Origin of the sequence: Shewanella sp. W3-18-1, assembly GCF_000015185.1 — a bacterium.
GTDB lineage: Bacteria > Pseudomonadota > Gammaproteobacteria > Enterobacterales > Shewanellaceae > Shewanella > Shewanella putrefaciens.
Map to the genome: position 1 here is coordinate 3,965,516 of NC_008750.1, position 26,308 is coordinate 3,991,823.

The following is a 26,308-nucleotide window of genomic DNA, read 5'->3' on the forward strand; positions in this document are numbered from 1 at the left end:
AATTATTTGGAATATTGGGATTTCAAACCGAGGGATTGCTCACAACACTTAACATACATAGCAATATTTTGGAGGAATACGGAAATCAGCAAAAAAATACCACGCCTAAAAATATAGCCGTGGTATTAAAAAATCAGTTGATACTTGGATATTACTGACTAATAAGTAAGTCGAACCAATCACCTGTTGAGGTATATCTCACTTGCAGTAGCGGATTTTCATCACCTTCGTAAACGATGGAGCCCTCAACCAAGGTTTTATCTGCACCAAGTCCATTGCAGTCACCGATGCCATAGGCTTCTTCGCCACCATCAACAGTACCGCTTAAGTTGAATCCAGTGATCATACCTTTGCTATTTTTTCTTGGATCAATAGCTGCACTCGTGTCAACCGCATGCGTGCTAACGGAGTTAACATGGCGTTTCTGAGTTGGACCAGTAAACCACTCACATTGCCACGTTACACTTCCTGCGGTAATAAAGCGAAATTCAAGTAAAGATGCATTTTCTTGTAATTGGCTATTATTCCAATCAAATAGTGATTGGATATCCCCTTTACCAACAAAACCTACACCATTTTCATCATAGATTACGGAAGCATTTGCCGACATAGCTGCAAACAAAGAGACTAAAGCGAGTACTTTATATTTCATATATTCTCCGACAGGTAAAAAATATTGTTAAACATTCTGTAAACGCTAATGATTTGAGCGTATACGAACGATTTTTCACCTGATTCGGCAACCCGGCTATCTTAATAAAAAATCAAGACCCGAAGCTTTGCGACCCCGTCTCACAACGGGTGTACCTGTTCGTCAGTTGACTAAATAAGAAGTCAAGAAAGCACTTAGCTTCCCCGTAAAACTCCTATATCAGTCGCAAGTATGAACAAAAAAATAACAATTGCAACAACATTAAACAACGCCAAATTTACAATAAAAATTCGCTATCACTAAAATAGTTAGTATTTTTCATATTAATTTTAATGAGTTAACTAGCTTAGAGATGGCTCACTTGCACAGAATATCCATCACCTTGTCTAACGAAATCAATAAAGTGTTTGATGGATGGTAGGGCATCCTCCCTATGATGGGATACATATAAAAGCTGACTCAGATGATGATGGGCAATCATCTCTAGCGTACGCATCACTAAGGTTCGATTGATAAAATCGAGCCCTTGGTACGGCTCATCAAGAATCAACAATAAGGGCTTTTTAATTAACGCCCGCCCAATCAGTAATAATCGCTGCTGCCCATATTCTAGTTGCTTAAAACTGATGTGTGCCAATTCACTCATATGTAGAATAGCTAACCATTCTTTAGCGAGATCATGTTGAAGCTTAGTGGGTTTATGGTATAGGCCAATAGAATCAAAGAAACCTGAAAGTAGCACATCAAGGGCGGAGCAACTCACTCGATACTGCAAATGCAGTGCGGAAGAAACAATGCCAATCCTTTGTTTAATTTCCCAAATACTTTCACCACTTCCCCGTGGACGACCAAAAAGCGTGATATCGTTGCTATAACATTGGGGATGATCCCCTAAAATAAGCCCAAGTAAAGTACTTTTACCGCAACCATTCGGGCCACGCACTTGCCAATGTTGCCCAGCCTCAATACGCCAGTTAACTCCAGAAAAAATCAGCCCACTCACATATTCCACTTTGCCATTTTTAATTTCCACCAAGGGGGCAAAATCTTCAACCTTATGGCGCTGGCGCACCAATAATGCCAATAATTCATCGCTGCGCTGGGCCGACAAAGCATGAAGCTGGGCCATAATGGGATGGCTATGCCACTCCTTGATGGACATAGGCAAACTCAACTTATGTATGCTCTGTCCTGATTGAAGCATTTCAGTATTAAACAATGCCACATGGCTGATACATTCTGGTAACTCCTCTTGGCGAGAGGTAATGAGCAGTAGCTGACAGTTCTTGGCAACTTCATCCAACAGTTGTGACAAACTCTCCTGATGCTCACAATCTAAACCCGCATAGGGATCATCAAGGATCAGCAATTGCGGTTGCATTGCTAGGGCACGCGCTAACATTACCCGCCGAGTTTCACCGGTTGATAACTGCCGAAAACCTCGTAGGCGCAAATGTTCTAGCCCTACTTGTTGTAATAATGGGCCTAATTGCTGAGCACCCTGACAACATTCCAGCACTAACAACTCGACACTTGATCCATAATCAAGCTCATCTTTCGCTAATTCCCGCGCCAGTAATGCCTGTTGCTGTCCAAGGGAAACCCAACCAATACGCTGTGGTAGACCAGTTATAATCCCCTGATCTGGTGTAATATCCCCCGATAAGATCCGCCCAAGGAGGGAGCCTGAATAACTATCGGTCGCAAAAATTGCCCAATGCTCAGCCGTTCCTAATTGCCATGCATCAACTACCAGCACATCATTACCGTGCCCATAGCGCAATTGCTCAATCACAATACCTTTATTCAGCACAACATCAGACATCAATCTTCCTCTTTTTATGCGGTAATAAAACTCACTATGCCACCTAATGAAGCGTTTTATCACTTTGTTTTATCCACCTGAGGAAAAATAATCTCTAAACCTCAAGAGACCTCAATAAGCCCATTATAAAAAAAAGCCCTCAAATTTGAGGGCTTTGGCTTTATTAACCTTTATCAGGCTAAGTATTACTTATATGTCGCTTCGCGCTTTTTAGCTTCTTCATCCCATTTAGGCAGGATGTTTTTCTTGAAGGCTTCTTTCTCTTCAACCAGTTGTTTCATATCCATGCCTAACACGGCTTGTGCTTTCGCTTTGGTTGAAATATCAGGAACGGCCACTGGATCAGTAATACCTTTTTTACCCAGTAACTGCGCTAACTTAACACGCGCATCAGCAGCTTTATTGACTGATGTTCCTAGGATACGCAAGGCTTCATCAGGAGCGTGAGCCGCAACACCATGGGAAGCAATCGCTAGATCCCAACGCCATTGTGAATGACGGATATCAGTCAGGATAGGCTTCATTTCTTCTTCAGTTGCACCAGCTTTCCAAGCAGCTTCAGCTTCAAAATGTGCTTTAACTAATTGCTCTTCTGCTTTCAACTTCATTTCTTTGACTTTAGCTTTACGCTCATTCGTCACGCCAACCAAAAACTCTTTCGTTTGGCTATGGCAAGTTGCACAGGTTTCTTCAAAACGGTCGAATGGATTACCGACTTTATGATCGGTAAACTTCTTGCCATCAGCACTGGTGACTTTTGGCATGTGGCAGTCAACACAGCTCACATTATTCATACCATGAATACCCATTTTCCAAGTTTCATACTCTGGATGTTGGGCTTTTAACATTGGTGCTTTAGACAGTGCATGGGTCCAATCTGAGAATTGGATTGAGTCATAATAGACTTCCATTTTCTCAACAGTCACACCCATATCCCAAGGGAATTTGACAAAACCTTTTTTGTCTTCGGTTTTTTCAAAATAGTATTCAACGTGGCACTGGGCACACACCATTGATTCTTTATCTTGCTTAGAAGCCTTGCTAAAAGGTGTACCGATTGCATCTAATGCACGGTCAACATAAGGGCGAGAAATACGTAACTTTGGCGAGCCTTTATCATGGCAATCACCGCAGCCAATTGCGTTAGTCACTTCTGGGCCACCCTTAGCCCACTTACCTTTGAAATAACCGTCTTCGCCTTGCTCTTCAATCAGGCGAGGCACATCTGGACTTTTACAACTCCAACATGCCATTGGCAATGGGCCGTCTTCCGCGTCTTTAGGCGCACCTGTACGTAAGGTATTGCGTACATCGGTTACCGCATACATATGACCACGCGGAGCTTTATAATCCTTTGCAAAAGGATAACCTGCCCACAGGATAACCATATTAGGATCCTGTTCAAGCGCATCCACTAACTCTTCACTTTTAGCGGTATCATGCCAGCTATTGTATTGATTTTTAAATTTATCTTTATAAACCTCATTGCGAGGTTCAGTTTTATCGCTCGCCATTGCGCCCGCCGCCATGAAGCTGGCGGCAACCAGTGCACTTAGTGCAAAGGACTTACCTGTCATCTTCTTCATCATCTCATCTCCGTGTTACATTATTGTTGTGAATCACGACATCTCCGTTACCAAAGTTAGTAGCTTAATGCCGCTAAAAATATACCTCTTAGGAGGTATCTGCGGCGAAGTTTGCGCCAGATCAAAATGTAATAGTGTTGTTGTTCACACTTTTATGTTTTTGTTAAGGTATTACATTATTTTCTAATGTAAAAACACAACTAAAGAGCCATCAAAACGTGGCCTTCAACTGGATAGCCAACCTATGAAACGAGGCAGTCTCACCTCTAAGATTTTAGGATTAATGTTAGTCCTTATTCTGCTTTCTAGCAGTTTAGCCATCTTTGCCATCATTAATCTGTCCTATAGTTTAGGCGATGCTAAAGCAATTAACGCATCAGGATCCCTGCGGATGCAAAGTTATCGACTCATGTTTTATGCCAATTCAGGTAGCCAAGCCGCCCAGAAAAAAATTATCGAATTTGAAAATACCTTGCATTCCGAAGCCTTACAGCCATCGACAGGTTGGCTAAGCCCACAAAAAATCGCAGACCAATACCAACTTGTGATCGACAAGTGGCTCGTCATGAAATATTACATTGAGCAGGAAAATTCCCGTGACTATGCTGCAGCACTCAAGGACTTTGTCGATACGATAGATTTACTCGTACTGGAAATGGAACACCATGCCGCCTTTAAATTGAGGTTATTGGCAGCCAGCCAAATTTTTGGTCTAGGGCTGATGCTCTTTATTGCTTTTATTGCCGTGCGGTTCACCAAACGTAAGGTAGTAGTGCCATTGCAAAAATTGATGGAGTCCGCCAACACCATTTCTAAAGGTAATTTTGAAATTGAAATGCCAGAAACCGAATATATCGAGCTCACCGCGTTGACCAATGCGCTACAAAAAACAGCAAAGGAATTAGCTACGTTATATGGAAACTTAGAGTCACAGGTTGCAGAAAAAACCTTAGCATTGACGAGGGCAAATAATGAGCTGGCCTTTTTATATGATAATTTACTCACCCTAAATGCCAATAAACTCGATTATAAAGCCCTTAGAGAAGCACTAAATCAGCTTAAAGGTTATGAATCCCTTGATTATCTACGACTGATAATTCAATACCCAGATCAAGAGGTGGAAATCGTTGAGGCAAATGGGGGCTGGCCGACAGAACCAAAGGAAAGCACTCGTTTTCCGATGCAGTTTGAGCAAGTTGATTTAGGTTATTTAGAACTGATTTCCGCACAAACACCTAATATTGCATTGTTTAACAACTTTGCCATTATGTTGACTCGCTCAATTGTGATTCACAATGCCACAGAGCAAAGACAACAGTTAGCGTTAATGGAAGAACGCGGGGTGATCGCGCGCGAATTACATGACTCCCTTGGTCAAGTGTTATCTTTTTTGAAGATACAAATCAGCTTGTTGCGTAAAAATCTTGCCTATAGTTGCCGTAGTCCAGCGGTAGAAAATCAGCTAAACGAGATTAACGAAGGTGTGAGTACGGCTTACGTGCAGCTTCGAGAATTGTTATCAACCTTCAGGCTTACCATTAAAGAACCTAATTTGAAAAGTGCAATGGAAGCCATGCTGGATCAGCTTAGAGCTAAAACCGATATAAAAATCAGTTTAGATTACAAACTCTCCCCCCAATGGCTTGAGGCAAAACAGCATATCCATATATTACAAATCACCCGAGAAGCAACGCTTAATGCCATAAAACATTCAAAGGCAACCCTGATACATATACGTTGCTATAAGGATGATAACGCTATGGTCAATATCAGTGTCTGCGATAATGGCGTGGGTATTGAGCATTTAAAAGAGCGAGATCAACATTTTGGTATAGGGATTATGCACGAGCGAGCGAGTAAACTCGCGGGTATGGTGGTGTTTAGCAGCAATGATAAACTCATTGTCCCTAATCATATTGAACCAACCGAAAATCAAATACAAAATGGCACACTTACTACTGTGACCGATGGTGAACTCGGTATTCCCCAAGGAACGAAAGTCACTCTTATTTTTCCTTCTCAACTGGAGCCTACACATGGGTAAACCCTATTCTATCTTGGTCGTTGATGACCATCCGCTTTTACGTAAAGGTATCTGCCAATTGATCACTTCAGATCCTGATTTCAGTCTTTTTGGCGAAGCAGGTGGCGGATTAGATGCGTTAAGTGCAGTCGCGACGGATGAGCCAGATATCATACTCCTTGATTTGAATATGAAAGGCATGACAGGACTCGATACACTCAACGCCATGCGCCAGGAAGGTGTTACTTCACGCATCGTTATTCTCACTGTTTCCGACGCAAAACAAGATGTGATTAGATTACTTCGCGCAGGTGCAGACGGCTATTTACTCAAGGATACCGAACCGGATTTACTGCTCGAAAAACTCAAAAATGCCATGCTCGGCCATAGGGTGATCAGTGAGGAAATTGAAGAATATCTCTATGAGCTTAAAAATGTTGCCGATGAGCAAGAATGGATCTCAAGTCTTACACCAAGGGAGTTACAAATCCTGCAACAATTGGCGGAAGGCTTAAGCAATCGTATGATTTCAGAACATTTACATATCAGTGAAGGCACAGTAAAAGTTCACGTTAAAAATTTACTGCGTAAAGCGAATGCCAAATCACGAACCGAAATGGCAGTAAGGTATTTAAATAACTAAAACAGCAGAGTAAATAACAAAGGCAATCAACAGATTGCCTTTGTTATACTAGCCAAAAGAATACACATTCATATGGCATCAGTGATGCTTAAATGCCCTTTTGCACAAATTCTTGCCAGCTTAACAGTGCTTGTTCAAAATCCTCTAAACCGCAATAGGCTTCAGATTCAGCATCATAGAGTGACATCGCATCTTCTAATTCATACTCCTCATCAAATCCCAATACATTGGCGTACACTCTGGCTTGCTCTCGATCTATTTCTAAGGTTAAGTCACTGCCAATAAGCTGCCATGATTCGCGTTTACCCGCGAGGATCTCTGTAACGCTGTCTAACACTTGCTGAATTTTGGCTAACTCTGGCCCTAATTCTTCAGAAAACCACTGCCCAAGCACTTCATGATCCATGCTAAAGGTGGCTAAAAAAGTGCCCGTTAAACTGTTACGCCGAAATTCATATTCCATTTTAGGTTCTCTTTGCACTAACTCACTTAAGGCTAATTTTAACTTAACATGGGACAAGTTGCTTGAGTAACAGCGTAGCTGCCTTGAACTTATTCAAATATCCCTTGATTAGCATTGCGAGCGACAGACTTCATTTTTAGAACAAAATCAGTTAGCTTGAATAAATGATTGAGAAAGTAATTGGAAAACATATGCATGATGGATTTATCTATAGTTTAGTGCTTAGCGGCGCCCAAGCAGGCTCAAGCTTAAGCCCTGAACAACTTGATGCTTGGGATCCAAAGGATGGCCTACTCTGGCTACATCTGCGTTATCGCCACAAGAAGGCGCGTCATTGGGTCATCAATAGTGGCCTCAATAAAGTTGAAACCGATGCGCTACTCGCACAGGATACCCGACCAAGAGCCGTACTGGCTGGAGAGGGAGTACTGTTAGCACTGCGTGGCGTAAACTTAAACCCCAATTCAGCCCCAGAGGATATGGTTGCCATACGCATCTACGCCGATAAGCAAAGGATTATTTCAACCTGCGACCGTGAATTACAATCGGTAAAAGATGTGGCAGAACTTATCAAAGAAGGTGTAGGGCCGACGACTACGGGGGATTTTATTGTCGCAATCTGTGAGAGACTCACCAATCGAAAGGTCGAGTTTATCGATAAATTAGAAGAACAACTTTCTGAATTAGAAGAACAAGTCGTTTCAGGCAATGTGAAGGATCTGCGTACCGATATCGCCGAGTTACGCCGTCAAACGGTCGCAATTCGCCGCTATTTAGCGCCGCAAAGAGAAGCATTCACTAAAATGCTCTCCGATCAATTTACCCTACTTAACGATCCAGAACGGCTTAAACTAAGGGAAATCAACGATAAACTAATCCGTACCATTGAAGATCTCGATGCCCTGCGCGATAGGGCCAATGTGACTCAAGAAGAACTGCTCAGTCAGCAATCAGAACAACTCAATAAACGCTTATATTTCCTATCATTAGTATCGGCAATCTTCTTACCGCTAGGCTTTTTAACGGGTTTGTTGGGAGTCAATATTGGCGGTATTCCTGGGGCAGAAGACACTTGGGCCTTTGCCACTTTCTGCGGCATATTGGTATCCCTTGTTGCTCTGCAAATGGCACTTTTTTACCGATTTAAATGGCTATAATCATCGCAAAATAAAAACGCCAATCCCTTTAGATTGGCGTTTTTATGTTTGCAAAATCACTTTAAGCCTTGGCTACAGATCAAGCAGCTTCGAATAAATTTTCATGTAATGCTTTTACCACCTGAGCCGCTTCCGATTCTGCCACTAACACGCATAAATTATGTGGACTCGCACCTTGGCAGATCATGCGCACATTGTGGGGTTCTAGCACTTCAAACACACGGCGACAAATGCCCGGCGTGGTCGCAATACGGTTACCAATAATTGCCACTAAAGCTAAACCGTCTTCAACACGCACTCGGCAATGTTGTGATAATTCTTGCAGCAGTGCCTCACTCAACAAGCCTTGACCACTCGAGTCTGAGCCCGTTTTATCGAGGGTTAGTGATACGTTCACTTCCGAAGTGGTAATTAAGTCCACACTGATCTTATGCCTTGCCAGCGTAGCAAATGTTTCTGCCAAAAAGCCTTGGGCATGTAGCATTTGCAAGCTGTGAAGATTTAACAGCGTTTGGTCGCGGCGCAGTGCCACAGCGCGGAACACTGGCGCATCTTCCACTTGATGACGGATCCAAGTCCCGCCTTTCTCGGGTTCTTTACTCGAGCCAACAAATACTTGAATTTGCTGACGAACGGCTGGAAGAATAGTGGCAGGATGTAATACTTTGGCGCCAAAGGTCGCCATTTCAGCGGCTTCATTAAAACTGATCTCGGCAATAGGATGGGCATTTGGCGCAAGGCGTGGATCGGTCGTATAAATGCCTGCGACATCGGTCCAAATCTCCACCGCCGATGCACGCAGAGCCTCGGCTAACAATGCCGCGGAATAATCGCTACCACCGCGGCCAAGCGTTGTTGTTTGCCCCGCTTCATCGGCGCCGATAAAACCTTGGGTCACAATGACTTGCTCTACAAGTAGCGGTTGTAAATAGTCGTGCGATAGGGTTGCAATCTGTTCAACCTGAGGTTCGGCACGGCCAAAGTGGCTATCAGTACGCAGTACTTTACGTACATCAAAAGCACTGGAGTTTGCCCCTTTTTCACGCAATACCGCTGAAAATAAGGCAGAAGAACATTGCTCTCCCAGCGATAGCAACTCATCTATGGTCGCTTTGCTGCGAACGGAAACTAAAGCTTCACTGAGTAGCGCCATCCGACTCAATAATTTATCTAATGCGGCGGCCACATCGTTAGGGCGACCGAGTTTATCTAAGATAGCATATTGAATTTGGGCAATTTGTTTTAATCGTTGTAGACGCGCATCATCGGTTATCGATTCTTGCGTTAATTCAACCAATAAATTCGTCACACCGCTCGAGGCACTGACCACAACTAAACGGCAATCAGGATTTGCTAACACTATATCGGCACAGCGGTTCATCGCACCATAGTCAGCAACGGAAGTTCCACCAAATTTTGCGACAACAAGGGACATTAGCTCACCTCCGCAAAATAAGCAGAGTAAACAGCAAAAGATTGAATAAGATATTGATTAACTAACATGATCACACTCCGAACTAACGACGTTCGAAGAGCCTGGTGCTCAATGATAACGCACCCCAATAGAAGGGAAACAGCAATCGTCACCAGAAGCTCTCCACCAATTACAGGTGACAATCGTCAGGATTCAGCCTGAACGACCGACATAAACACGCAGCAACCATATCTATGCCTCGGCGTTAATCTCCCTCATCTGTCATCGTTGGAGTTTGTGCTCCTCAGACCGACTACCTAGTTAACGCTCCTCTTCTGTTCCTTTCCACGGAAAGGGACGAAAAAAGTAGCAATAAACCCCTAATGAAGTCAATGCTAATTTCATATCAAATAAACAAATTAACTGAGAGTAAGTGTGAGATTAAGTGTTCAAATCAGGCAGCTCATACACTAATTGCACATAATCACTAAATTTACCTAAACAAACTTCATCGTATCCCGCTAATGTGCAAGGCACTAAACTCACACAACCCTGCTCAACCATGTAAATGGCATATTGATTAAATTTCTTGCCTAATTGCAGTGCCATGGTTCTATCGATAAACACAGCCCAGCTTTTTTCCATATAGGATAAGTCAGGAGCGGCACCGACTAATGCCCTATAAGGACTGCTAAGTGATTCAATATCGAGGAGAAGTTGTCTATCGAGTAAGCGGTTCTTGCTGGGAGAAAAACGTTTTGAAGCAGGATTATGGGCGGTAATTACGGCAAAGGGAAAATCACAGGATAATGCTTGAGTCAGCAAAAATAATGGTGTTTGGTAACACTGCCACAGGTCTTGAGTCGTATTGTCCATTGGTAGTCTAGTCGAAAAATGAACCCGAGTTAGTGTAGCAGAGTGATTGTAAAATCCAAAGAGGCGTGAACTGGCTCACAAGAATTAAAAATACATTAGTTATACTAATCAATAAGTAAAGTAAATATCATGGTAAATATCGCCCTTAGCTTGAAATTTGTTAACATTTCATTTGTTAACAAATGCCTAAAACGAGTACAATGACATCACTGGCCTAGTTGAACAACGGCTTAAGATTGCCTAGTGTTTAATACTGTTTGTTATGTTGTTCTTTGGGGATAACAACGTCGGCTAGACATCTGTGTAAAATGTGTTCTACATTTGATTTATCATTTAAACATTTAAAAAAACAATAGTTAAGGAACTATTTCTAACTATTGCTTATCGAAGTTGATACTTGTTACGTTTTATCGTATTACACTTTAAACGTGCACTTTATATACATCCTGATATGTCGCAGTGAAGATCTTTCCTTTAGAAGCACAGCAGTTCAAGGAAGTATCAACATTTTTATGAATATAAGAGCCCGATGTAAGAGGCACTTATGGTTAGAATAGAATTGATTAAAATTTAGGTAAATAACATGCAAAATCCGCACATTCTGATCGTTGAAGATGAAGCCGTTACCCGTAACACGCTGAGAAGTATTTTCGAGGCAGAAGGGTATGTGGTAACTGAGGCCAATGATGGCGCAGAAATGCATAAGGCTATGCAAGAAAACAAAATTAACTTGGTGGTGATGGACATTAACCTACCAGGTAAAAATGGTCTGTTGTTGGCACGTGAACTGCGTGAAATCAACAACATCGGCCTAATCTTCCTGACAGGTCGTGATAACGAAGTCGACAAAATCCTTGGACTTGAAATTGGCGCGGATGATTATATTACCAAGCCGTTCAACCCACGTGAATTGACGATTCGTGCTCGTAACCTTCTGACTCGTGTTAATAGCGCTGGCAATGAAGTCGAAGAAAAGAGCTCTGTCGAATACTACCGTTTCAACGATTGGAGCTTAGAGATCAACAGCCGTTCTCTCGTAAGCCCACAGGGTGAATCTTACAAACTGCCACGTAGCGAATTCCGCGCTATGCTGCACTTTGTTGAAAACCCAGGCAAAATCTTAACTCGTGCTGATCTGCTGATGAAGATGACTGGCCGTGAGTTAAAGCCACATGACCGTACTGTTGACGTGACTATCCGTCGTATCCGTAAGCATTTCGAAAGCTTGCCAGATACGCCAGAAATCATCGCAACCATTCACGGTGAAGGCTATCGTTTTTGCGGTAATTTAGAAGACTAATCTGCGACTTACCGTTTAAACGCCATAAAAACCAGATCATAGGATCTGGTTTTTTTATGCATGCTACTTTCCGCTTTTTAACTGTCTATCGAGGAAATCCGCCAGCGAGCGATATAAGTGATTACGCACTTTTTCGCCACGCATTGAGTGTTTAGATCCCGGATAATCGATCATCTGAAATAATTTACCTTCATCCTGCAATGCCTTATAGACGCGAGTGCTGTTTTCAAACAAGACGTTATCATCAGCCATGCCGTGGTACATCAAGAGTCCCGATTGATAGTTTTTCACATAGGGGAATACGCTACTGGCTTCATAACCCGTTTCATTATTCTCAGGATGATCTAAGTAACGCTCAGTGTAATGGGTATCATATAAGCGCCAATCGGTGACAGGAGCCCCCGAAATCGCGGCTTTAAAGTAATCCGGCGCCTTAAATAGACTCATCAAGGCCATATAACCGCCGTAACTGTGGCCGTAAATTGCCACATTATCGGCATCGACAAAGGGCAGACTCCGTAAATAGTCCACTCCCACTTTTTGATCCTTGACTTCAGCTTCGCCCAAATGACGGTAAATCACTTGCTCGAACTTGGTGCCTCTGTGGGCGCTGCCGCGGTTATCCAGTTGAAATACCACATAACCTTGCTGAACTAAGTACTGGGTAAAGTAATCCTGCTCACTCCAGCTATTGGTCACCAATTGCGCATGTGGGCCACCATAAACCCGCACAACCACGGGATACTTTTTACCCGCATCGAAGGGAACCGGTTTAAATAGGCGTGTTTGCAAGATTTGGCCATCTTCGGCTTTAAGCTCTTTAAACTCAGGCAGTTGCCAAAGTCCCACATAGTCATATAAAGGATGACCCGCTTTGACTTGGTTTTGCTCAACCCACGCTAAATGTTGGCCCTTGTCACCGTGTAAACTAATCTGCGGTGGCTGAGATAAGCTATTGAAATAATCGAGATACACGCTTTGATTGTCGGCAAATACAGGATCATGCATACCCGCCGCTGTACTCACTCGTTCAATCTTGCCGCCCGCTAACGGCACGCGATACAGTTGTTTCTCGATTGGCGTATCTTTACGGCCAGTGAAATACACCCAACCTGCGGTTTCATCGACATATTCCAGCTTATCGACAGCCCACTCACCTTTAGTCAATTGCGCCTTAAGTTTGCCTTTTAAGTCAAAAAGGTACAGATGATTAAAGCCATCGCGCTCCGAGGCCCAAATAAAAGCCGATTGCTGCTTTAAAAAGTGCAAGTCATTGTTAAGATTAACCCATGCATCGCTTCGCTCTTTGACTAGCGTTTTCGGCTTGGTCAGCGCATCTAATGCCACTAACTGCAAATCAAGCTTATGTTGATCGCGGCTCTGCCACTGAAACGATAAATGTCTACTGTCGGGCAACCAATTAACCCGCGGCAGGTAAATGTCTTTGCTCTTATCATCATTTAAGGTCACCCAATTGATAGCCTTATCTTTTAGCGTGACCACACCTAATGCAATGTCGACGTTGTTTTTGCCCGCATAAGGATAGCGCTGTTCGGTAAGTTTAATGCCATCGGCATAAATTTCATTACGAGTGACTAACTCAACGCCAGATTCATCTATTCGCGTAAAAGCGATAGCCGATTCATCGGGTGCCCACCAGTAGCCCGTCATGCGATCCATTTCTTCTTGAGCCACAAATTCTGCCATGGCATTTTTAATCGCCCCACCACCGTCTGTGGTCATGGCCTCAAGCTTTTTAGTTGCAAGATCGAGCACATACAAATTTTGATCCCGCACAAAAGATACAAAATTGCCCTTAGGTGATAAGCGGGCATCGGTAGCAAAACCTTCACCAATCGAAAGTTGACTCACACGATTATCGACCAAGGAGAAGTAATACAAATTGCCCGAGGCAGGGATCAATAGCGCCTTGCTATCGTCAGCCCAGAAATATTCCATAATGCCTTCGCCATAAATACGTTGGCGCTCGCGGCGTGCCTTTTCTTCATCGGATAACTCATTGCTCGCCAGCTTATCGGCGCTCAGCAACAGGCTAGATTTTCCTGTTTTAACATCCATTTGCCACAGATCGTAAAAGTTTTGGTTATCCTTACGGCCTGCAAGATAAGTCACGCGTTGACCATCGGGAGATAATTTTAAACCTCGGGGACTGGTGCCCGCTAATGCGGGCGAAGCATTCATCCGCTCAATGGTGAGGGGCAGTTTGCCGCCTTCGAGGGCATAACTCGGCGATATTGAAACCATAACCATTTGACTCGCTATTAATAGGGATGAGGCGCCCAATTTCACGGCGCGCAGGGAGGAAGCTAACCCATTTTTAGTCATTATTATTCCTTGGAAGCATATTCGCCTGAAGACGGCGATTAAAAAACTGCCGCCATTGTGCCAGAGGCAAAGCCTAAATAAAAAGCGCGGGCAATATACAGATACAAATTAACTGGCGAACAAAACCCCCACAACTCAGCCAAATCATCAAGATGATAAACACAGTTTCGCATTAACAGATAACCGCAACGCTCTAAATTCATTAAAACCCACAGTAACATCGCTGAAATTGTCGACTAACTGAGTTATCATTCGCGGCAAATAACCAAATTGACCTCATTGTTGAACCCCTAAAGGACCTAACATGCAGACTCTTGCCCAGCACTTAACCTCACAGGCAGTGAACGACTCTCTCTCGCAACTGATTTTGACCTTAGCCGACACCTCAAAAGCCATCAGCCATGCCGTACGCCACGGTGCGCTTGCAGGCGTGTTAGGTGCGACCGAGCAAGAAAACGTCCAAGGTGAAACTCAGAAAAAACTGGATATCATCACCAACGATATGCTTAAAGATGCGCTCAAAGCCGACGGAACAGTGCGCGGCTTAGCATCAGAAGAAGAAGATCATGTGGTGGAAGTGAGCACCAATGGTCAATATCTGGTGTGTTTCGATCCCTTAGATGGCTCATCGAACATCGATATCAACTCGCTAGTCGGCACGATTTTCTCTATCCTGCCCGCCTCTGCTGGCGAGTTAACTGAAACTAGCTTTTTACAATCTGGCCGCAATCAGTTAGCCGCAGGTTATGTGCTCTACGGCCCATCGACCATGCTCGCGCTCACCACAGGCCAAGGCGTGCAACTCTTTACTTTGCACCCAGAAACCAATGAGTTTTTACTGACGAATGCCGCCATGAGCATTAGCGCAGACACCCAAGAGTTCGCCATTAACATGTCAAACCAGCGTTTTTGGGAAGCGCCAATGCAGACCTATATCGCCGATTTACTGCTCGGTAAAATTGGCCCGCGTGAAAAATCCTTCAACATGCGCTGGATTGCGGCCATGGTCGGCGATGTACACCGCGTGTTATCCCGTGGCGGTATTTTCACTTACCCAACCGATAATAAAGATCCGAAAAAACCGTACAAACTGCGCTTGATGTACGAAGCCAACCCAATGGCATTCTTAGTCGAACAAGCTGGCGGTAAAGCCTCTACGGGTTATGAAACCATTTTGGATATTCAGCCAACACACATTCACCAACGTGTTGCGGTTATCCTAGGCAGCGCCAACGAAGTTGACGCTTGTTTGAGCTACCATGGTTTAGACTACAGCGAAGAACCTGGTTTAGACTAAGCCGAATCGCTTACATTCTGATTTTTATGATAAAAGCCACTGATTATAGTGGCTTTTTTGTTGTCGCTGAATGCAACATTCATTTTTAAATGCGGCCTTATGGCCGAGAAAGTTTAACGTCGTGGGGCTTCACCCCACACCCGACCAAGGAGGACTGCTCGTCCTATCCTCCTTGGATGCTCCAAGACGCCCCAACGGAGTTGAAAACCCCTTGTGCTCATTGCCAAATTTGCTACCGCTTCCGAAGCATGCATCCCTGCACCTGCGAAAGCTAGCTTGCCATCCATGGCAAGACTCACGCAATTTGTCTATTCGCCCTGCAGCAACTCCGAGGGGAGGGTGAACACCTGTCGCTACTGTATGGGCTGTAAATTCAGAAAGAATTGTGCCTGTCCGATCTTTCATCGTAACCGTCTAGCGAACCACACCTCGCATCATTAATCTGCCTATTTGAAAATACCTGCTCAATGATAAATTTGGAGCAGGTGATGAAAACATACAGAACAACTACTCAGTGGCAGATGCTACTTCAACAACGCGGCTCGTTTAGTGGCACTAATGTTGAATTCTGCCAACATCATAATGTCTCGATTACCACTTATTATAAACAACGTGCTTTACAGGCTGAGAACCAGCAAAAAATAACCTTACCAACGCGCGCTACATCATCACGCTTTATTCAACTAAAACAAACCACCACTGACGTCTGCGAGCACACTCATCAAAATACACTGCAGTTTGATACCCGCACCGGCCAACTCACCCTACCTGCAGATTTAGCAACGACCGATATCGTTGCCATTATTAAAGGGCTAATGGCATGAAGATGTTTGTTGATGTGCCCACCGTTTATGTATGTGCCGATGTGGTCGATTTTCGAAAATCGATTAATGGGTTAGCCGCCTTAGTGGAAGCAGAGCTTGAACTCCCAGTGCTCAGTGGTGCGCTATTTGTCTTTTGTAATAAAGGCCGTGACAAACTCAAATTGCTTTATTGGGATAATACCGGCTTTGCGCTGTGGTATAAGCGATTAGATAAGCATAAGTTCAAATGGCCCAAACTCATGTCACCCACCATGACATTAACCGAGCAACAATTACACTGGTTATTGTCGGGTTATGATGTCATTGGCCACAGTAAAATTGATATAGCAGGTAAGCAATTACTTTAATATTTGCGATCGATTGATGATCATCAAAGGATGTTCATTTAGCACTGGAAACCCGCTGGTGACGCCTTAAAATAGGCGTCATGAAAAATGTACTCGCCCTTCAACAGCGCATTGCTGAACTGGAAAAACTGCTCGAAAATGAGCGGCAATTATCTTTACAAAAAGATGCGCAAATAGCTGCGCTAGAAGAACGCTGGCGCCTGGCCCAACAAAAACAATTTGGCAAAAGTGCTGAAGGCTTTGTAGGGCAAGGCGAGTTATTCAATGAAGTAGAAGAGATTGTTGAAGCCGTTGAGGCTGAGCAACAATCCATTAGCTATACCCGCAAAAAACCGGTGCGTAAGCCACTGCCAAAAGACTTACCCCGTGAGCAAGTTATCCACGACATTGAAGATAAAACCTGTGATTGCTGTGGCGGTGAGCTACATAAAATGGGTGAAGATAAGTCAGAAAAGCTTGAGTTTATCCCAGCGCAAATAAAAGTCATTGAGCACATTCGGCCTAAATACGCGTGCCGTCACTGTGATAAATCCTCGACGAATACGCCAATAAAACAAGCACCAATGCCTGCAATGCCGATTAATAAAGGTATCGCGACGAGCAGTTTGCTCAGTCAGCTTATCACCAGTAAATACCAATACGGGTTACCGCTTTATCGCCAGGAAGCGATGTTCAAGCAATACGGTATTGAGCTCAGTCGCCAGACCATGAGCAGCTGGATAGACAAATCCGCCGCACTCTTCGCGCCACTAGTTGAGCGACTTAAAGCCGAACTGTTAAAGCAGCCCACGCTGTTTGCCGATGAAACGCCATTAAAGGTGGTGAAATCCGATAAAGTGAACAGCTACATGTGGGTGTATTGCTCAGGTCGAGATTCACCAGACCCGAATAATCCTATCCCTAATATCGTGCTTTACGATTTTCACAATAGTCGCGCGGCCGCGTGCGTGGTTAATTATCTTGATGGATATCAAGGGTACTTGCACGTAGATGGTTATCAAGCTTATGAAAAAACACAGGCAACCTTAACTGGCTGCTGGGCGCATGCGCGTCGTAAATTTATTGAAGCCAAAAAGCTGCAAGGTAAAAATAAAACCGGCAAAGCGGATGTGGTATTGAGCCTTATCCAAAAACTGTACGGCGTTGAGTCACGCGTTAAAGATAAAAGTGCGGATGATAAATACACGACAAGACAAGCAGTCAGTGTGTCTATACTGGACAAGCTAAAAGCATGGCTTGAGCAAAACCAACCGAATTTAGTGGGTAATACCAAACTGATAGAGGCGGCTAATTACCTGGCTAATCAATGGCACAAACTTATTCGTTATGTTGATGATGGCAGATTGAGTATTGATAATAATCGTGCAGAGCGAGCGGTAAAACCGTTTGTGATTGGTCGAAAAAATTGGTTATTCAGTCAGACAGCTAATGGGGCTCATGCCAGTGCCACGCTTTACAGCATTGTGGAAACCGCAAAGGTTAATGGCTTAGTGCCATTTGATTACATCATGGCTTGCCTTAATGAACTGTGCCAACCAGCACCGGATATAGACAGCCTGTTACCATGGAATTTTAAAAGATAGGTGTAGTTGCCCGGACGCTTACCTTTCATCCATGACCGGACTCACGCAATTTATTCCAACGCCCCACGGCAACTTCGCAGGGAATGAGTATCATCTGCACAATTGTATGAACTTAGGTTGAGAAAGCCAATTATTCTTAAAATTAAATAAAAATGTATTTAATCAATTGGATAAAATACTACCTACTTAACTTTTTCGACTTTTTGAGCTCTCTGTGGAAGAGGGCAAACTATTTACATTTTTCTGAGGAGAATTTGATGTAAGACGATAGTTTTGCATCCATAAAGGTAAGCCTCTAACTACTTGAGCAGAGTTACTTTTAATCATTTTGCTTGTCCTTATGTTCTTGTAAAATATCTTGAAGCTCTGCATCAAGAATAAATTCACTCTCTAAGTATGATAATGGAACTAAAGGGATTCTTAGTTCTGCTGTTTCTCTTTTCCAGTCAGCAAGATGACCCGCAGATTTGCGAATAAGCTTCCTTCCATTACCTAACTTCATTGAGAATAGGTCAATAAATTTTCTTGGTCCAACCCCTGCAAACGGATAAAAGTGCACTTTCGTTTCGTCACCATTGAACCTATCAACTTTTATTGAGTCACTATGCAACTTTGTTGCAAAACTCTTTGGATAGGGCTCAATAAACACAACTTTACCAACGCCTGCAGCAACAATATGCTTGGCGCAATTGTGGCATGGGAAAGTGGTTGTGTATAGCGTGGCTCCCAAAACTGAGATCCCCGTACGTGCAGCAGACATCAACGCTTCCATTTCAGCATGCACAGCGCGACCATACTCTGTGATATCCAGTATACCTGTCTGCTTTAAGCGTTTTTTCGCGATTTTATAATTTTCATCTTCGGAAACAGTATTATTATAAGCATCAAATTCTTTTAAAATTTTTAAACTAATAGCCTTTTTTTCCTGCTCATTTGTATCGCATCCTTTGACATAATCTCGCTGATCATTAATCCCAGGCCAATAGAGTCCGCCCCCTTTTTGAGGGACATCATTAGCCCCTGTTGAAATAATATCACCAGAGACTCCCACAACTACAGCACCTACTTGTCGAGATAAATCTGCAGAACGTAGAGAAGCTGCATACGCAAGAAACATTGCATATTCATCTAGATTCGGTGATACAACAGGTTTAGCAAATAAAATACTAAGAATCCGCTGTAGCTGCTCATCGAACTCCTCTACAGTATCAATAGTTAAAAAGAAGTCTGAAAGTTGGAATACATCGCGAGTTGACTGTCCGTGCTCGCCATATTCAGTTGATAAATCATTTTCTCTATCGTCACGCTCTATGAGCTCCTGAGCTTTTTCTCTAGTTTCAATTCCTTTTTGTTCCATAAGATATTTTATACGGCTCTCTTCATCGGCAGTTATGCCTATTAAGACAAAGCCTTTCCCGTAAACAGTCCGTAGAGTTTCCACTTCATCAGGATGCTTTAAAGAACGAATAATATGGGCAGTCCGAAAAAGAGGTTTACTTCTATCAGCCTCTCTTTCACGCTTTGAAAGAATCGAATTAATGGCCACAAGAGCCATAATGTCGTCTCTTTTATAGTCTTTCCGTAAACGATTACCTAAAGCCATAGCATTTTGAAGTCGTTCATCTTCTGAAACGAAGCCAACCTCACCATTCTCAATCAGTTCTGCCATCAATTTACTAAGGTGAAGCCAATTTAGCTTGTATCTGTACCGAGTTAAAAATGTTTCAAAACGAGAACTTATATCGTCATAATTCACACCAACTGGTGTAACAAGTCCAATAATGACCTCACTGTCAGGTGCATAAGTATCCATATTAAGAATTAAGTCCTTCAATAACCGAGTAGACACATAAAAAACACTATTTTAACAAACTTACGACAAAGTCGAGCAAGAGTAAATTGATTGTGTTGTTGGCATCGAAAGATGGCACAGGCATAACTCTTTTGGGATTAACAGCAAACGCCGATATCACAGAAGTTTACCCTCCCCTCGGAGTTGCCGCAGGGCATTTGCGTTCGTTGCGTGAGCGAGGCATGGTCGTTCTCGTGCATCAGACCCATAGGGAAATGGGAAATGGGAAATGTCAGAATGATGTATGGAACGTCATTGACCATGCACTTCACGACATTCAGGCATCCTGCCTATCAGAGAGTTTAACGAGCCACCCATTGTTAAATTTTCTACAAGAGATGCTAGGTATCATTCAGGTTGCTTTAGATGGCTTACAAACAACACCAAAGTGAAAAGAGCTCACCTTCCCCTCGGAGTTGCCGCAGGGCATTTGCGTTCGTTGCGTGAGCGAGGCATGGATGCCGAGATAGCGTCAGTCGAATCAGGGACGAGCGTCTGACGCGATAGCATAAGGACGCTTAATGCCCAAGGGGCTTTCAACTCCGTTAGGGGCGTCAAGGAGCATCCAAGGAGGATAGGACGAGCAGTCCTCCTTGGTCGGGTGTGGGGTGAAGCCCCACGACTTTGACTTACCTCGGACGTAAGGCCGCAATTGCTAACATACTCACAGCGATAACCTTGCCAATTCAACACCAAACAAACCAGCACTATTATCGGGTGTGGGGTGAAGCCCCTTAATTCACCTCGGTCGTAAGACCACAAAGCCAAAAGCTACGTAGCAAGTGCGAAATGTGGCGCAAAGAAAGTCACGACAGGTACAAACTCCAAAGCACAAATCTGCCACAGCAGCCGCAAGGCCTGCGTGAGTGACCATGGCTGGGCTTACACATTTTATAAATCAAGAGGGCCAACGCCCCGCAGCAAGGTCGGCGGGGATTGGTATTGCGTGGCATTAGTGGTGGATTTAGATCAGAAAGATCTACCTATCCGGTTTGTCGCCTTTCTATTCAGCGAATTAAACCTGCAGCTTTACTGACATTGTTTACTTTACTTTCAGTTGATTGTTTACTGAGTGCACACCTGAGGTTGCTGCAGTTACCAGTTTAGCCTGGTCTTTTTGAGCTTGGGTGTCTACCTTACCGGAAAGCATGACATCACCCTTGCGAGTTTCTATCTGAATATCAAAATCTTTTAACTGCGCATCGGCCATCAGCGCGGTATTAACTGCGGTGGTTATTTTTACATCATCACCAGTGCCATCCTCGGTTGTCACGGTTAAATCCGGTGAACCGCTTTGAGCATTAACATTTCCACGGTCACAGCCGTTAAGCAACAGACTACCAGCTAGCACTATACCAGCAGTTACGAACGTACGTTTTAGTGTTTGCATTATAAGCTCCTTCACACTGCAAAAAGTGCAGGGTAATAACCATAATGCAATAACGATAGCTCTGGCTCTGTGCGCTGACAGACATACCAAGTTATGGGGTGACATTAAGTAAGCGGTAAGTACAGCGTAGTCGTGCGACAAATGGGAGCTCCATAATAGATGGCATTTCATCCCCTCTGCTATTGTATAATGGCGAACCGAAAGTGCATTATGCTATTGTTTTAGCTTAAATGATTCGATTGACTTCTACTGTATCTTATATAAAGGGTTAAATTTTTGATGGAAAAAATATTTGAAAGGCTAATGTATGCATCGCGCTGGATTATGGCGCCGATTTATTTGGGATTAAGCCTCGTCTTATTAGGTTTAGGCATTAAATTCTTTCAAGAAATCTTTCATGTTTTGCCTATCATTTTTGAGATGCGCGAAGTGGACTTAGTGCTAGTCACGCTGTCACTGATTGATATCACGCTTGTAGGCGGGCTTATTGTGATGGTGATGTTTTCTGGCTATGAGAATTTCGTCTCACAATTAGATGTAGGTGAAGATAGCGAAAAATTAAGCTGGCTTGGCAAACTGGATTCCGGCTCGCTGAAAAACAAAGTCGCTGCCTCTATTGTGGCTATTTCGTCCATTCATTTGCTCAAAATATTTATGAATGTTGAGAATATTTCCAATGACAAGATTATGTGGTACTTGCTGATCCATATCACTTTTGTCTTATCTGCCTTTGCTATGGGATATTTAGATAAAATAACCCGTAAATAAGCACGCTAAATGGGTGCACCTGTAAGATTATGAATTTCAGAGTGAAAGAAGACGGACTGCGGGGAAAATATAAGCTCCAATCCCCCGCGTTATATCTAGACATTATCCCATTTAAGTAAGAGCCCCGTTCAGAGCGATTCCTTCAGACTTAGCCTCGGCAGGTTTTACCACTGCCGCGGCTAAATTAACACAAGAGGGTATTCCATAATCAGTCTGGTGCCGGGGTCGAAGGCGGGAATACTCTCGCCATCATCTCACTCCCGCATAGATATTGATGCCAAGCCTTAGCTCGGCATCAATATCTATGGTTATCTACATCTATGCTTATTCTACCGCTTATAACCTAAAGCCACTCAGTGACTTTTTCATATCACTAGCCATGTTCCGTAGTTGATGGCTGGCAGTCGATAGTTCTGAAGATTTTGCATTGGTGTTTTCCACCGCCTGCGCAATATTCTCCATATTTTGATTAATCGTACCCGACACAACGGCCAGTTGTTCTGTGGCGCTGGCCAATTGATCGTTGACATCGGTAATGCTCGACACGGCAGTGTTAATGCGGGTTAGCGCCTCGCTGGCCTGCTGAGAACAGACTATCGTTTGCTCCGTTTCGGTTCGACTTTGCGCCATCGATTGCACGGCGTTGGCAGAGTCTTGCTGAATGCCTTGAATACGCCTATTGATATCCTGAGTTGACGCCTGAGAGCGGCTAGCAAGGGTACGCACTTCATCGGCCACAACAGCAAATCCGCGCCCCATTTCTCCAGCACGCGCCGCTTCTATCGCCGCATTTAATGCCAATAGATTGGTCTGCTCCGCAATCGCACCGATAACATCGGTGACCGCACCAATTTCATCGCCACGTTTAGACAACTGCCCTATCACATCAGAGACTTGCTCCAGTTTTACTTTAAGCGCATCAATGGCCGTTATCGTTTGGCCTACGGATGTCACGCCGTTTTTGGCTTCAGTGTCAGCATCTCTGGTCGCTTTAGCGGCCAGAGTCGCGCTGCGGGCCATATCCTCACAAGTCGAGGTCATTTCATTGACCGCGGTAGCCACTTGAGCAGTTTGGTCCATCACACTTTGTAAAATATGCTGCGTCTGTTGGCTGGTGTCCTCAAGTACCTCTGATTGCTTGACCAATTGCTCAGCCATTGCCGATTGCTGGCCGATAATACTGCGCAACTGGCTGATAAGGCCACTTAATGCCGCCAACAAGCTGTCGTTATCACCCGGCTTTAACCCAAAGTTCACTGAGAAATCACCCGCCGCAACCTGCTGCACCAGTGCTTTGGTTGTCGCCAGTTCCCCACCTAGTGCCTGCAATAACCAGCGGCGGATATACAAAGACACACCAACTGTCAGGGCCATAATAACCACGACGACCAACCCAACTCTCATAGCGACTTCCCAGAAGGCCGCTTTAACATCATCAATATAAATTCCAGAACCGAGCACCCAGCCCCATTTGTCATCTTTTGCCACATAGGACAACTTGGTATAACGCTCCTGCGTCACTCCCCCACCTTTTAAGGGTTTAGGCCATTGGTACTCAACAAAACCATTGCCATAACGGTCGATAACGTCAACAAAACTGACAAACAAGTTGGCGTTGCTCAGTGTTTGTTGTTGGCTGCCATCACGGTTACGCATTAAGGTCGCGTGATGAAAGTTGGGTTTGTCCAGTACGGTGCCGTCTAAAGTGGATACGGTTGGATGCATAACCATTTTGGGGATAGGCCGACCGGTATCGTTAATCCAAATATATTCAGTACCATCATAACGAATGGCCTTAATGGTCGACATGGCCTGCTGCTGCGCTTGCTCAGTGCTTAATGCACCGCTTTGCTCCAGTGTCTGATAATGTTTAACGATACTCAGGCTGCTATCAATGATCGCCACAACGCGATCTTCCCTCCCCTTAGTCAAACTCTGGTTAAGTGCGTTTAGCTCCATGATGCCCAGCACCACGAAACCCAGCAATGCCAGTAACGGAATGCTGAGTAATCGCCCCCCTACTGTCTGCCAAAATCCAGTCATGGTGCCCCCTAATTTTTCAAATGATTCAAGGTTATAAACCAGTATGGTTTAAGTTACATTTATTTAACCACTTTTAATTTGATAAAAATACTCCATGCATCTGACTCAGCTTGGAAATATCGGATTTTTAGGCACGATAAAGGCCGTATTGAAACATTAGAACCAAACAAGCTCACCTTAAGCACAAGATTCACCCTCATCATAAAAGCCAAAGACAGCTAAATAAATCCATACAACCTTCAATTCACCTAACAAAAAAAGCCACTGATATCAGTGGCTTTTTGCTTTATTGCATATCATTTTATAGCGTATAAATGAGTGGCGTTAGCTCTTCGCTAACTCAAGCTGATGCACTTTCTCAGTTTGATCCACTATGGTCAACACTGCAGTATCACCGACCACGTTACAGGATGTCAGCACCATATCGATAATACGATCCAGCGCTGCCACAATCGCAAAGGCTTCTATCGGTAAACCCATTTGATGGATTAACACACCTATCATCACCATACCGCCACCGGGCACACCGCCCGCCCCAACGGATAATAAAAAGATACTAAACAGCAGCGAAGGCAATTGCTCAGTGGTTATTGGCATACCAAAGGCGTTGGCGACAAAGAAAATCGCGACTGTGATATAAATCGCCACACCGCCCATGTTCATGGTCGCACCCAGCGGCACACCAAAACCAGCAACAGCACGGTTCACGCCTAACTTGTCCGTTAAAGTACGCATAGTCACAGGAATAGTCGCATTTGAGCTTGCGGTCGAGAGTGAAAATAACACTTGCTCTTGGGTCTTCTCGCGGAAGGTTTTGGCTGAAATGGGAGTAAAGAATCCCACAGCCATAGGATAAACCACAAAAATCCACAGTAGCAGCAGCGCGAGGATCAGCACCATATACTCAACCACACTCATAAACACGCCAGCATCTAAGGTCGCGCCGAGTTTAAACATCAGGGCAAATACACCATAGGGCGCAAGATTCATCACCACAGAAATCAGCTTCATCATAATTTTATTGGCGGTTTGAAACCCTTGCACCGCGCCAGTGACATGCTCACCGAGGGATTTGATCACACCACCGAGCATTAACGCCATAAAGATCACTTGCAACATATTGCCCGACATAAAAGCCGCCACTGGATTACGCGGGACTATGTCGATCACCAGCGCCATCAGACTTGGCAACTCTGTTGCGGTAATGGCTACACCGTCTGTGCTGCTCATATCCACGCCTTTACCGGGTTCGAGTAGCAGTGCCACTAATAATGCCGTCGCGATTGCGACAAAGGTATTGATGATATAAAAACCGAAGGTCTTACCGCCCAAACGGCCAAAACTTTTGAGATCTTGCAGCTCACAGACACCGCAAACGATGCTCACGAACACGAGTGGCACAACCAACATCATGATCATATTGACGAACATAGTGCCAACGCCACTGGCAAGCTCCACTAAATTGCCCGAGAAAAAACCGATATCGTTTAAGAAGTATTGCACTATTGTGCCGAAAATAAGGCCGGCAAACAGACCAATAAAGATCCGCGTCGAAAGTGATTTCATCATGCTTGTGGTTTCCCCAGAAAGGTCATTTATTTGTTATTCATCTTCCATGATGAGCACAATTGCCAATCCATTTTTGGCTCAGGCGGGGATAGTGAAACATGCTGGTAGTAAATTCAATGAATAAATTTACTTATTTAATTTCAAATTAAGCAAAGCACATCACAAAAAACTTCTATTAATATGATTTTAAATGAAATAAAAACAACTGAATAATAAACACTCAGTTAATCACTTTATTTTAAAATCAAAACAATAACAGTAATCAAACAAAAAACTCACGATTCAAGGGTTTTATTAGGATAACACTAGATTTAAAAACTGAATAAATACTTTAATTAGCATTTAAAACT

The 26,308-nt window shown here is 43.8% G+C and carries 21 protein-coding genes and 2 riboswitches; of the genes, 10 read left to right on the plus strand and 11 right to left on the minus strand.

Features of this window, described 5'->3' with window-relative positions; genetic code table 11:
- Positions 1-151 precede the first annotated feature (151 nt).
- The 3 genes from SPUTW3181_RS18080 to nrfA all read right to left on the minus strand — a co-directional run bounded on the left by SPUTW3181_RS18080 (position 152) and on the right by nrfA (position 4,066).
- A complete protein-coding gene (locus tag SPUTW3181_RS18080; protein WP_011790733.1) occupies positions 152-652 on the minus strand; it encodes a hypothetical protein in 501 nt (166 codons plus the stop codon).
- A gap of 83 nt (positions 653-735) precedes the next feature.
- A riboswitch (cyclic di-GMP riboswitch) is annotated at positions 736-818 on the minus strand.
- Between the two features lie 180 nt (positions 819-998).
- Positions 999-2,477 (minus strand): ATP-binding cassette domain-containing protein, encoded by a 1,479-nt coding sequence (locus SPUTW3181_RS18085; protein ID WP_011790734.1) that lies wholly within the window; start codon positions 2,475-2,477, stop codon positions 999-1,001.
- A 185-nt stretch (positions 2,478-2,662) separates the two neighbouring features.
- Positions 2,663-4,066, minus strand: coding sequence for an ammonia-forming nitrite reductase cytochrome c552 subunit (gene nrfA / locus SPUTW3181_RS18090; RefSeq protein ID WP_011790735.1), 1,404 nt, complete (start codon positions 4,064-4,066; stop codon positions 2,663-2,665).
- Between the two features lie 241 nt (positions 4,067-4,307).
- Here nrfA and narQ point away from each other — a divergent pair, with 241 nt between their 5' ends.
- Both narQ and SPUTW3181_RS18100 read left to right on the plus strand, forming a co-directional pair.
- Positions 4,308-6,107, plus strand: a complete 1,800-nt coding sequence (gene narQ / locus SPUTW3181_RS18095; protein ID WP_011790736.1) for a nitrate/nitrite two-component system sensor histidine kinase NarQ — start codon at positions 4,308-4,310, stop codon at positions 6,105-6,107.
- Positions 6,100-6,729 (plus strand): response regulator, encoded by a 630-nt coding sequence (locus SPUTW3181_RS18100; RefSeq protein WP_011790737.1) that lies wholly within the window; start codon positions 6,100-6,102, stop codon positions 6,727-6,729. Before narQ ends, SPUTW3181_RS18100 begins: the two co-directional genes overlap by 8 nt.
- Positions 6,730-6,817: 88 nt before the next feature.
- Here SPUTW3181_RS18100 and SPUTW3181_RS18105 read toward each other — a convergent pair whose 3' ends face one another.
- Complete coding sequence (locus tag SPUTW3181_RS18105; protein WP_011918661.1) at positions 6,818-7,192, minus strand: YacL family protein; 375 nt, start codon at positions 7,190-7,192, stop codon at positions 6,818-6,820.
- Positions 7,193-7,383: 191 nt separating this feature from the next.
- Here SPUTW3181_RS18105 and SPUTW3181_RS18110 point away from each other — a divergent pair, with 191 nt between their 5' ends.
- On the plus strand, positions 7,384-8,349 hold the full coding sequence (locus SPUTW3181_RS18110) for a zinc transporter ZntB (RefSeq protein WP_025008357.1): 966 nt from the start codon (positions 7,384-7,386) through the stop codon (positions 8,347-8,349).
- A gap of 79 nt (positions 8,350-8,428) precedes the next feature.
- On the opposite strand, the gene lysC is transcribed toward SPUTW3181_RS18110, so the two are convergent.
- The gene (gene lysC / locus SPUTW3181_RS18115) at positions 8,429-9,784 is read right to left on the minus strand and encodes a lysine-sensitive aspartokinase 3 (RefSeq protein ID WP_011790740.1); all 1,356 of its coding nucleotides are present in this window, start codon (positions 9,782-9,784) and stop codon (positions 8,429-8,431) included.
- Positions 9,785-9,931: 147 nt separating this feature from the next.
- A riboswitch (Lysine riboswitch) is annotated at positions 9,932-10,106 on the minus strand.
- Between the two features lie 98 nt (positions 10,107-10,204).
- Positions 10,205-10,639 carry a DUF3293 domain-containing protein gene (locus SPUTW3181_RS18120; protein WP_011790741.1) on the minus strand — a complete coding sequence of 145 codons (435 nt, stop codon included), beginning with the start codon at positions 10,637-10,639 and terminating at the stop codon, positions 10,205-10,207.
- A 583-nt stretch (positions 10,640-11,222) separates the two neighbouring features.
- Here SPUTW3181_RS18120 and arcA point away from each other — a divergent pair.
- A complete protein-coding gene (gene arcA, locus SPUTW3181_RS18125) occupies positions 11,223-11,939 on the plus strand; it encodes a two-component system response regulator ArcA (protein WP_007644695.1) in 717 nt (238 codons plus the stop codon).
- Between the two features lie 63 nt (positions 11,940-12,002).
- Here arcA and SPUTW3181_RS18130 read toward each other — a convergent pair whose 3' ends face one another.
- Positions 12,003-14,285: a S9 family peptidase gene (locus tag SPUTW3181_RS18130; protein WP_011790742.1), complete on the minus strand. Its 2,283-nt coding sequence runs from the start codon at positions 14,283-14,285 to the stop codon at positions 12,003-12,005.
- A gap of 304 nt (positions 14,286-14,589) precedes the next feature.
- Between SPUTW3181_RS18130 and SPUTW3181_RS18140 the strand changes: the two genes are divergently transcribed.
- From SPUTW3181_RS18140 to SPUTW3181_RS18155, 4 genes are all read left to right on the plus strand, one after another.
- Positions 14,590-15,582, plus strand: a complete 993-nt coding sequence (locus SPUTW3181_RS18140) for a class 1 fructose-bisphosphatase (protein WP_011790743.1) — start codon at positions 14,590-14,592, stop codon at positions 15,580-15,582.
- 488 nt (positions 15,583-16,070) lie between these two features.
- Positions 16,071-16,406 carry a hypothetical protein gene (locus SPUTW3181_RS18145; RefSeq protein ID WP_014611559.1) on the plus strand — a complete coding sequence of 112 codons (336 nt, stop codon included), beginning with the start codon at positions 16,071-16,073 and terminating at the stop codon, positions 16,404-16,406.
- On the plus strand, positions 16,403-16,753 hold the full coding sequence (gene tnpB / locus SPUTW3181_RS18150) for an IS66 family insertion sequence element accessory protein TnpB (protein ID WP_011790089.1): 351 nt from the start codon (positions 16,403-16,405) through the stop codon (positions 16,751-16,753). The genes SPUTW3181_RS18145 and tnpB overlap by 4 nt, the downstream gene beginning before the upstream one ends.
- Before the next feature lie 80 nt (positions 16,754-16,833).
- The gene (locus tag SPUTW3181_RS18155) at positions 16,834-18,336 is read left to right on the plus strand and encodes an IS66-like element ISShes9 family transposase (RefSeq protein ID WP_011790088.1); all 1,503 of its coding nucleotides are present in this window, start codon (positions 16,834-16,836) and stop codon (positions 18,334-18,336) included.
- A gap of 319 nt (positions 18,337-18,655) precedes the next feature.
- Here the strand turns inward: SPUTW3181_RS18155 and SPUTW3181_RS18160 are convergent, their stop codons facing one another.
- Positions 18,656-20,149, minus strand: a complete 1,494-nt coding sequence (locus SPUTW3181_RS18160; protein ID WP_011790744.1) for an anti-phage dCTP deaminase — start codon at positions 20,147-20,149, stop codon at positions 18,656-18,658.
- Between the two features lie 92 nt (positions 20,150-20,241).
- On the opposite strand from SPUTW3181_RS18160, the gene SPUTW3181_RS18165 reads away from it, so the two are divergent.
- The gene (locus SPUTW3181_RS18165) at positions 20,242-20,580 is read left to right on the plus strand and encodes a hypothetical protein (protein WP_041408252.1); all 339 of its coding nucleotides are present in this window, start codon (positions 20,242-20,244) and stop codon (positions 20,578-20,580) included.
- A gap of 650 nt (positions 20,581-21,230) precedes the next feature.
- Here the strand turns inward: SPUTW3181_RS18165 and SPUTW3181_RS18170 are convergent.
- A complete protein-coding gene (locus SPUTW3181_RS18170; RefSeq protein WP_011790745.1) occupies positions 21,231-21,578 on the minus strand; it encodes a BON domain-containing protein in 348 nt (115 codons plus the stop codon).
- Positions 21,579-21,857: 279 nt separating this feature from the next.
- Between SPUTW3181_RS18170 and SPUTW3181_RS18175 the strand changes: the two genes are divergently transcribed.
- The gene (locus SPUTW3181_RS18175; protein ID WP_011790746.1) at positions 21,858-22,346 is read left to right on the plus strand and encodes a TIGR00645 family protein; all 489 of its coding nucleotides are present in this window, start codon (positions 21,858-21,860) and stop codon (positions 22,344-22,346) included.
- A 336-nt stretch (positions 22,347-22,682) separates the two neighbouring features.
- Here SPUTW3181_RS18175 and SPUTW3181_RS18180 read toward each other — a convergent pair whose 3' ends face one another.
- Positions 22,683-24,389: a methyl-accepting chemotaxis protein gene (locus SPUTW3181_RS18180; RefSeq protein WP_011790747.1), complete on the minus strand. Its 1,707-nt coding sequence runs from the start codon at positions 24,387-24,389 to the stop codon at positions 22,683-22,685.
- Positions 24,390-24,713: 324 nt separating this feature from the next.
- Entirely contained in the window at positions 24,714-25,958 is a 1,245-nt protein-coding gene (locus tag SPUTW3181_RS18185; RefSeq protein ID WP_011790748.1) for a dicarboxylate/amino acid:cation symporter, read from the minus strand.
- Positions 25,959-26,308: the final 350 nt, after the last annotated feature.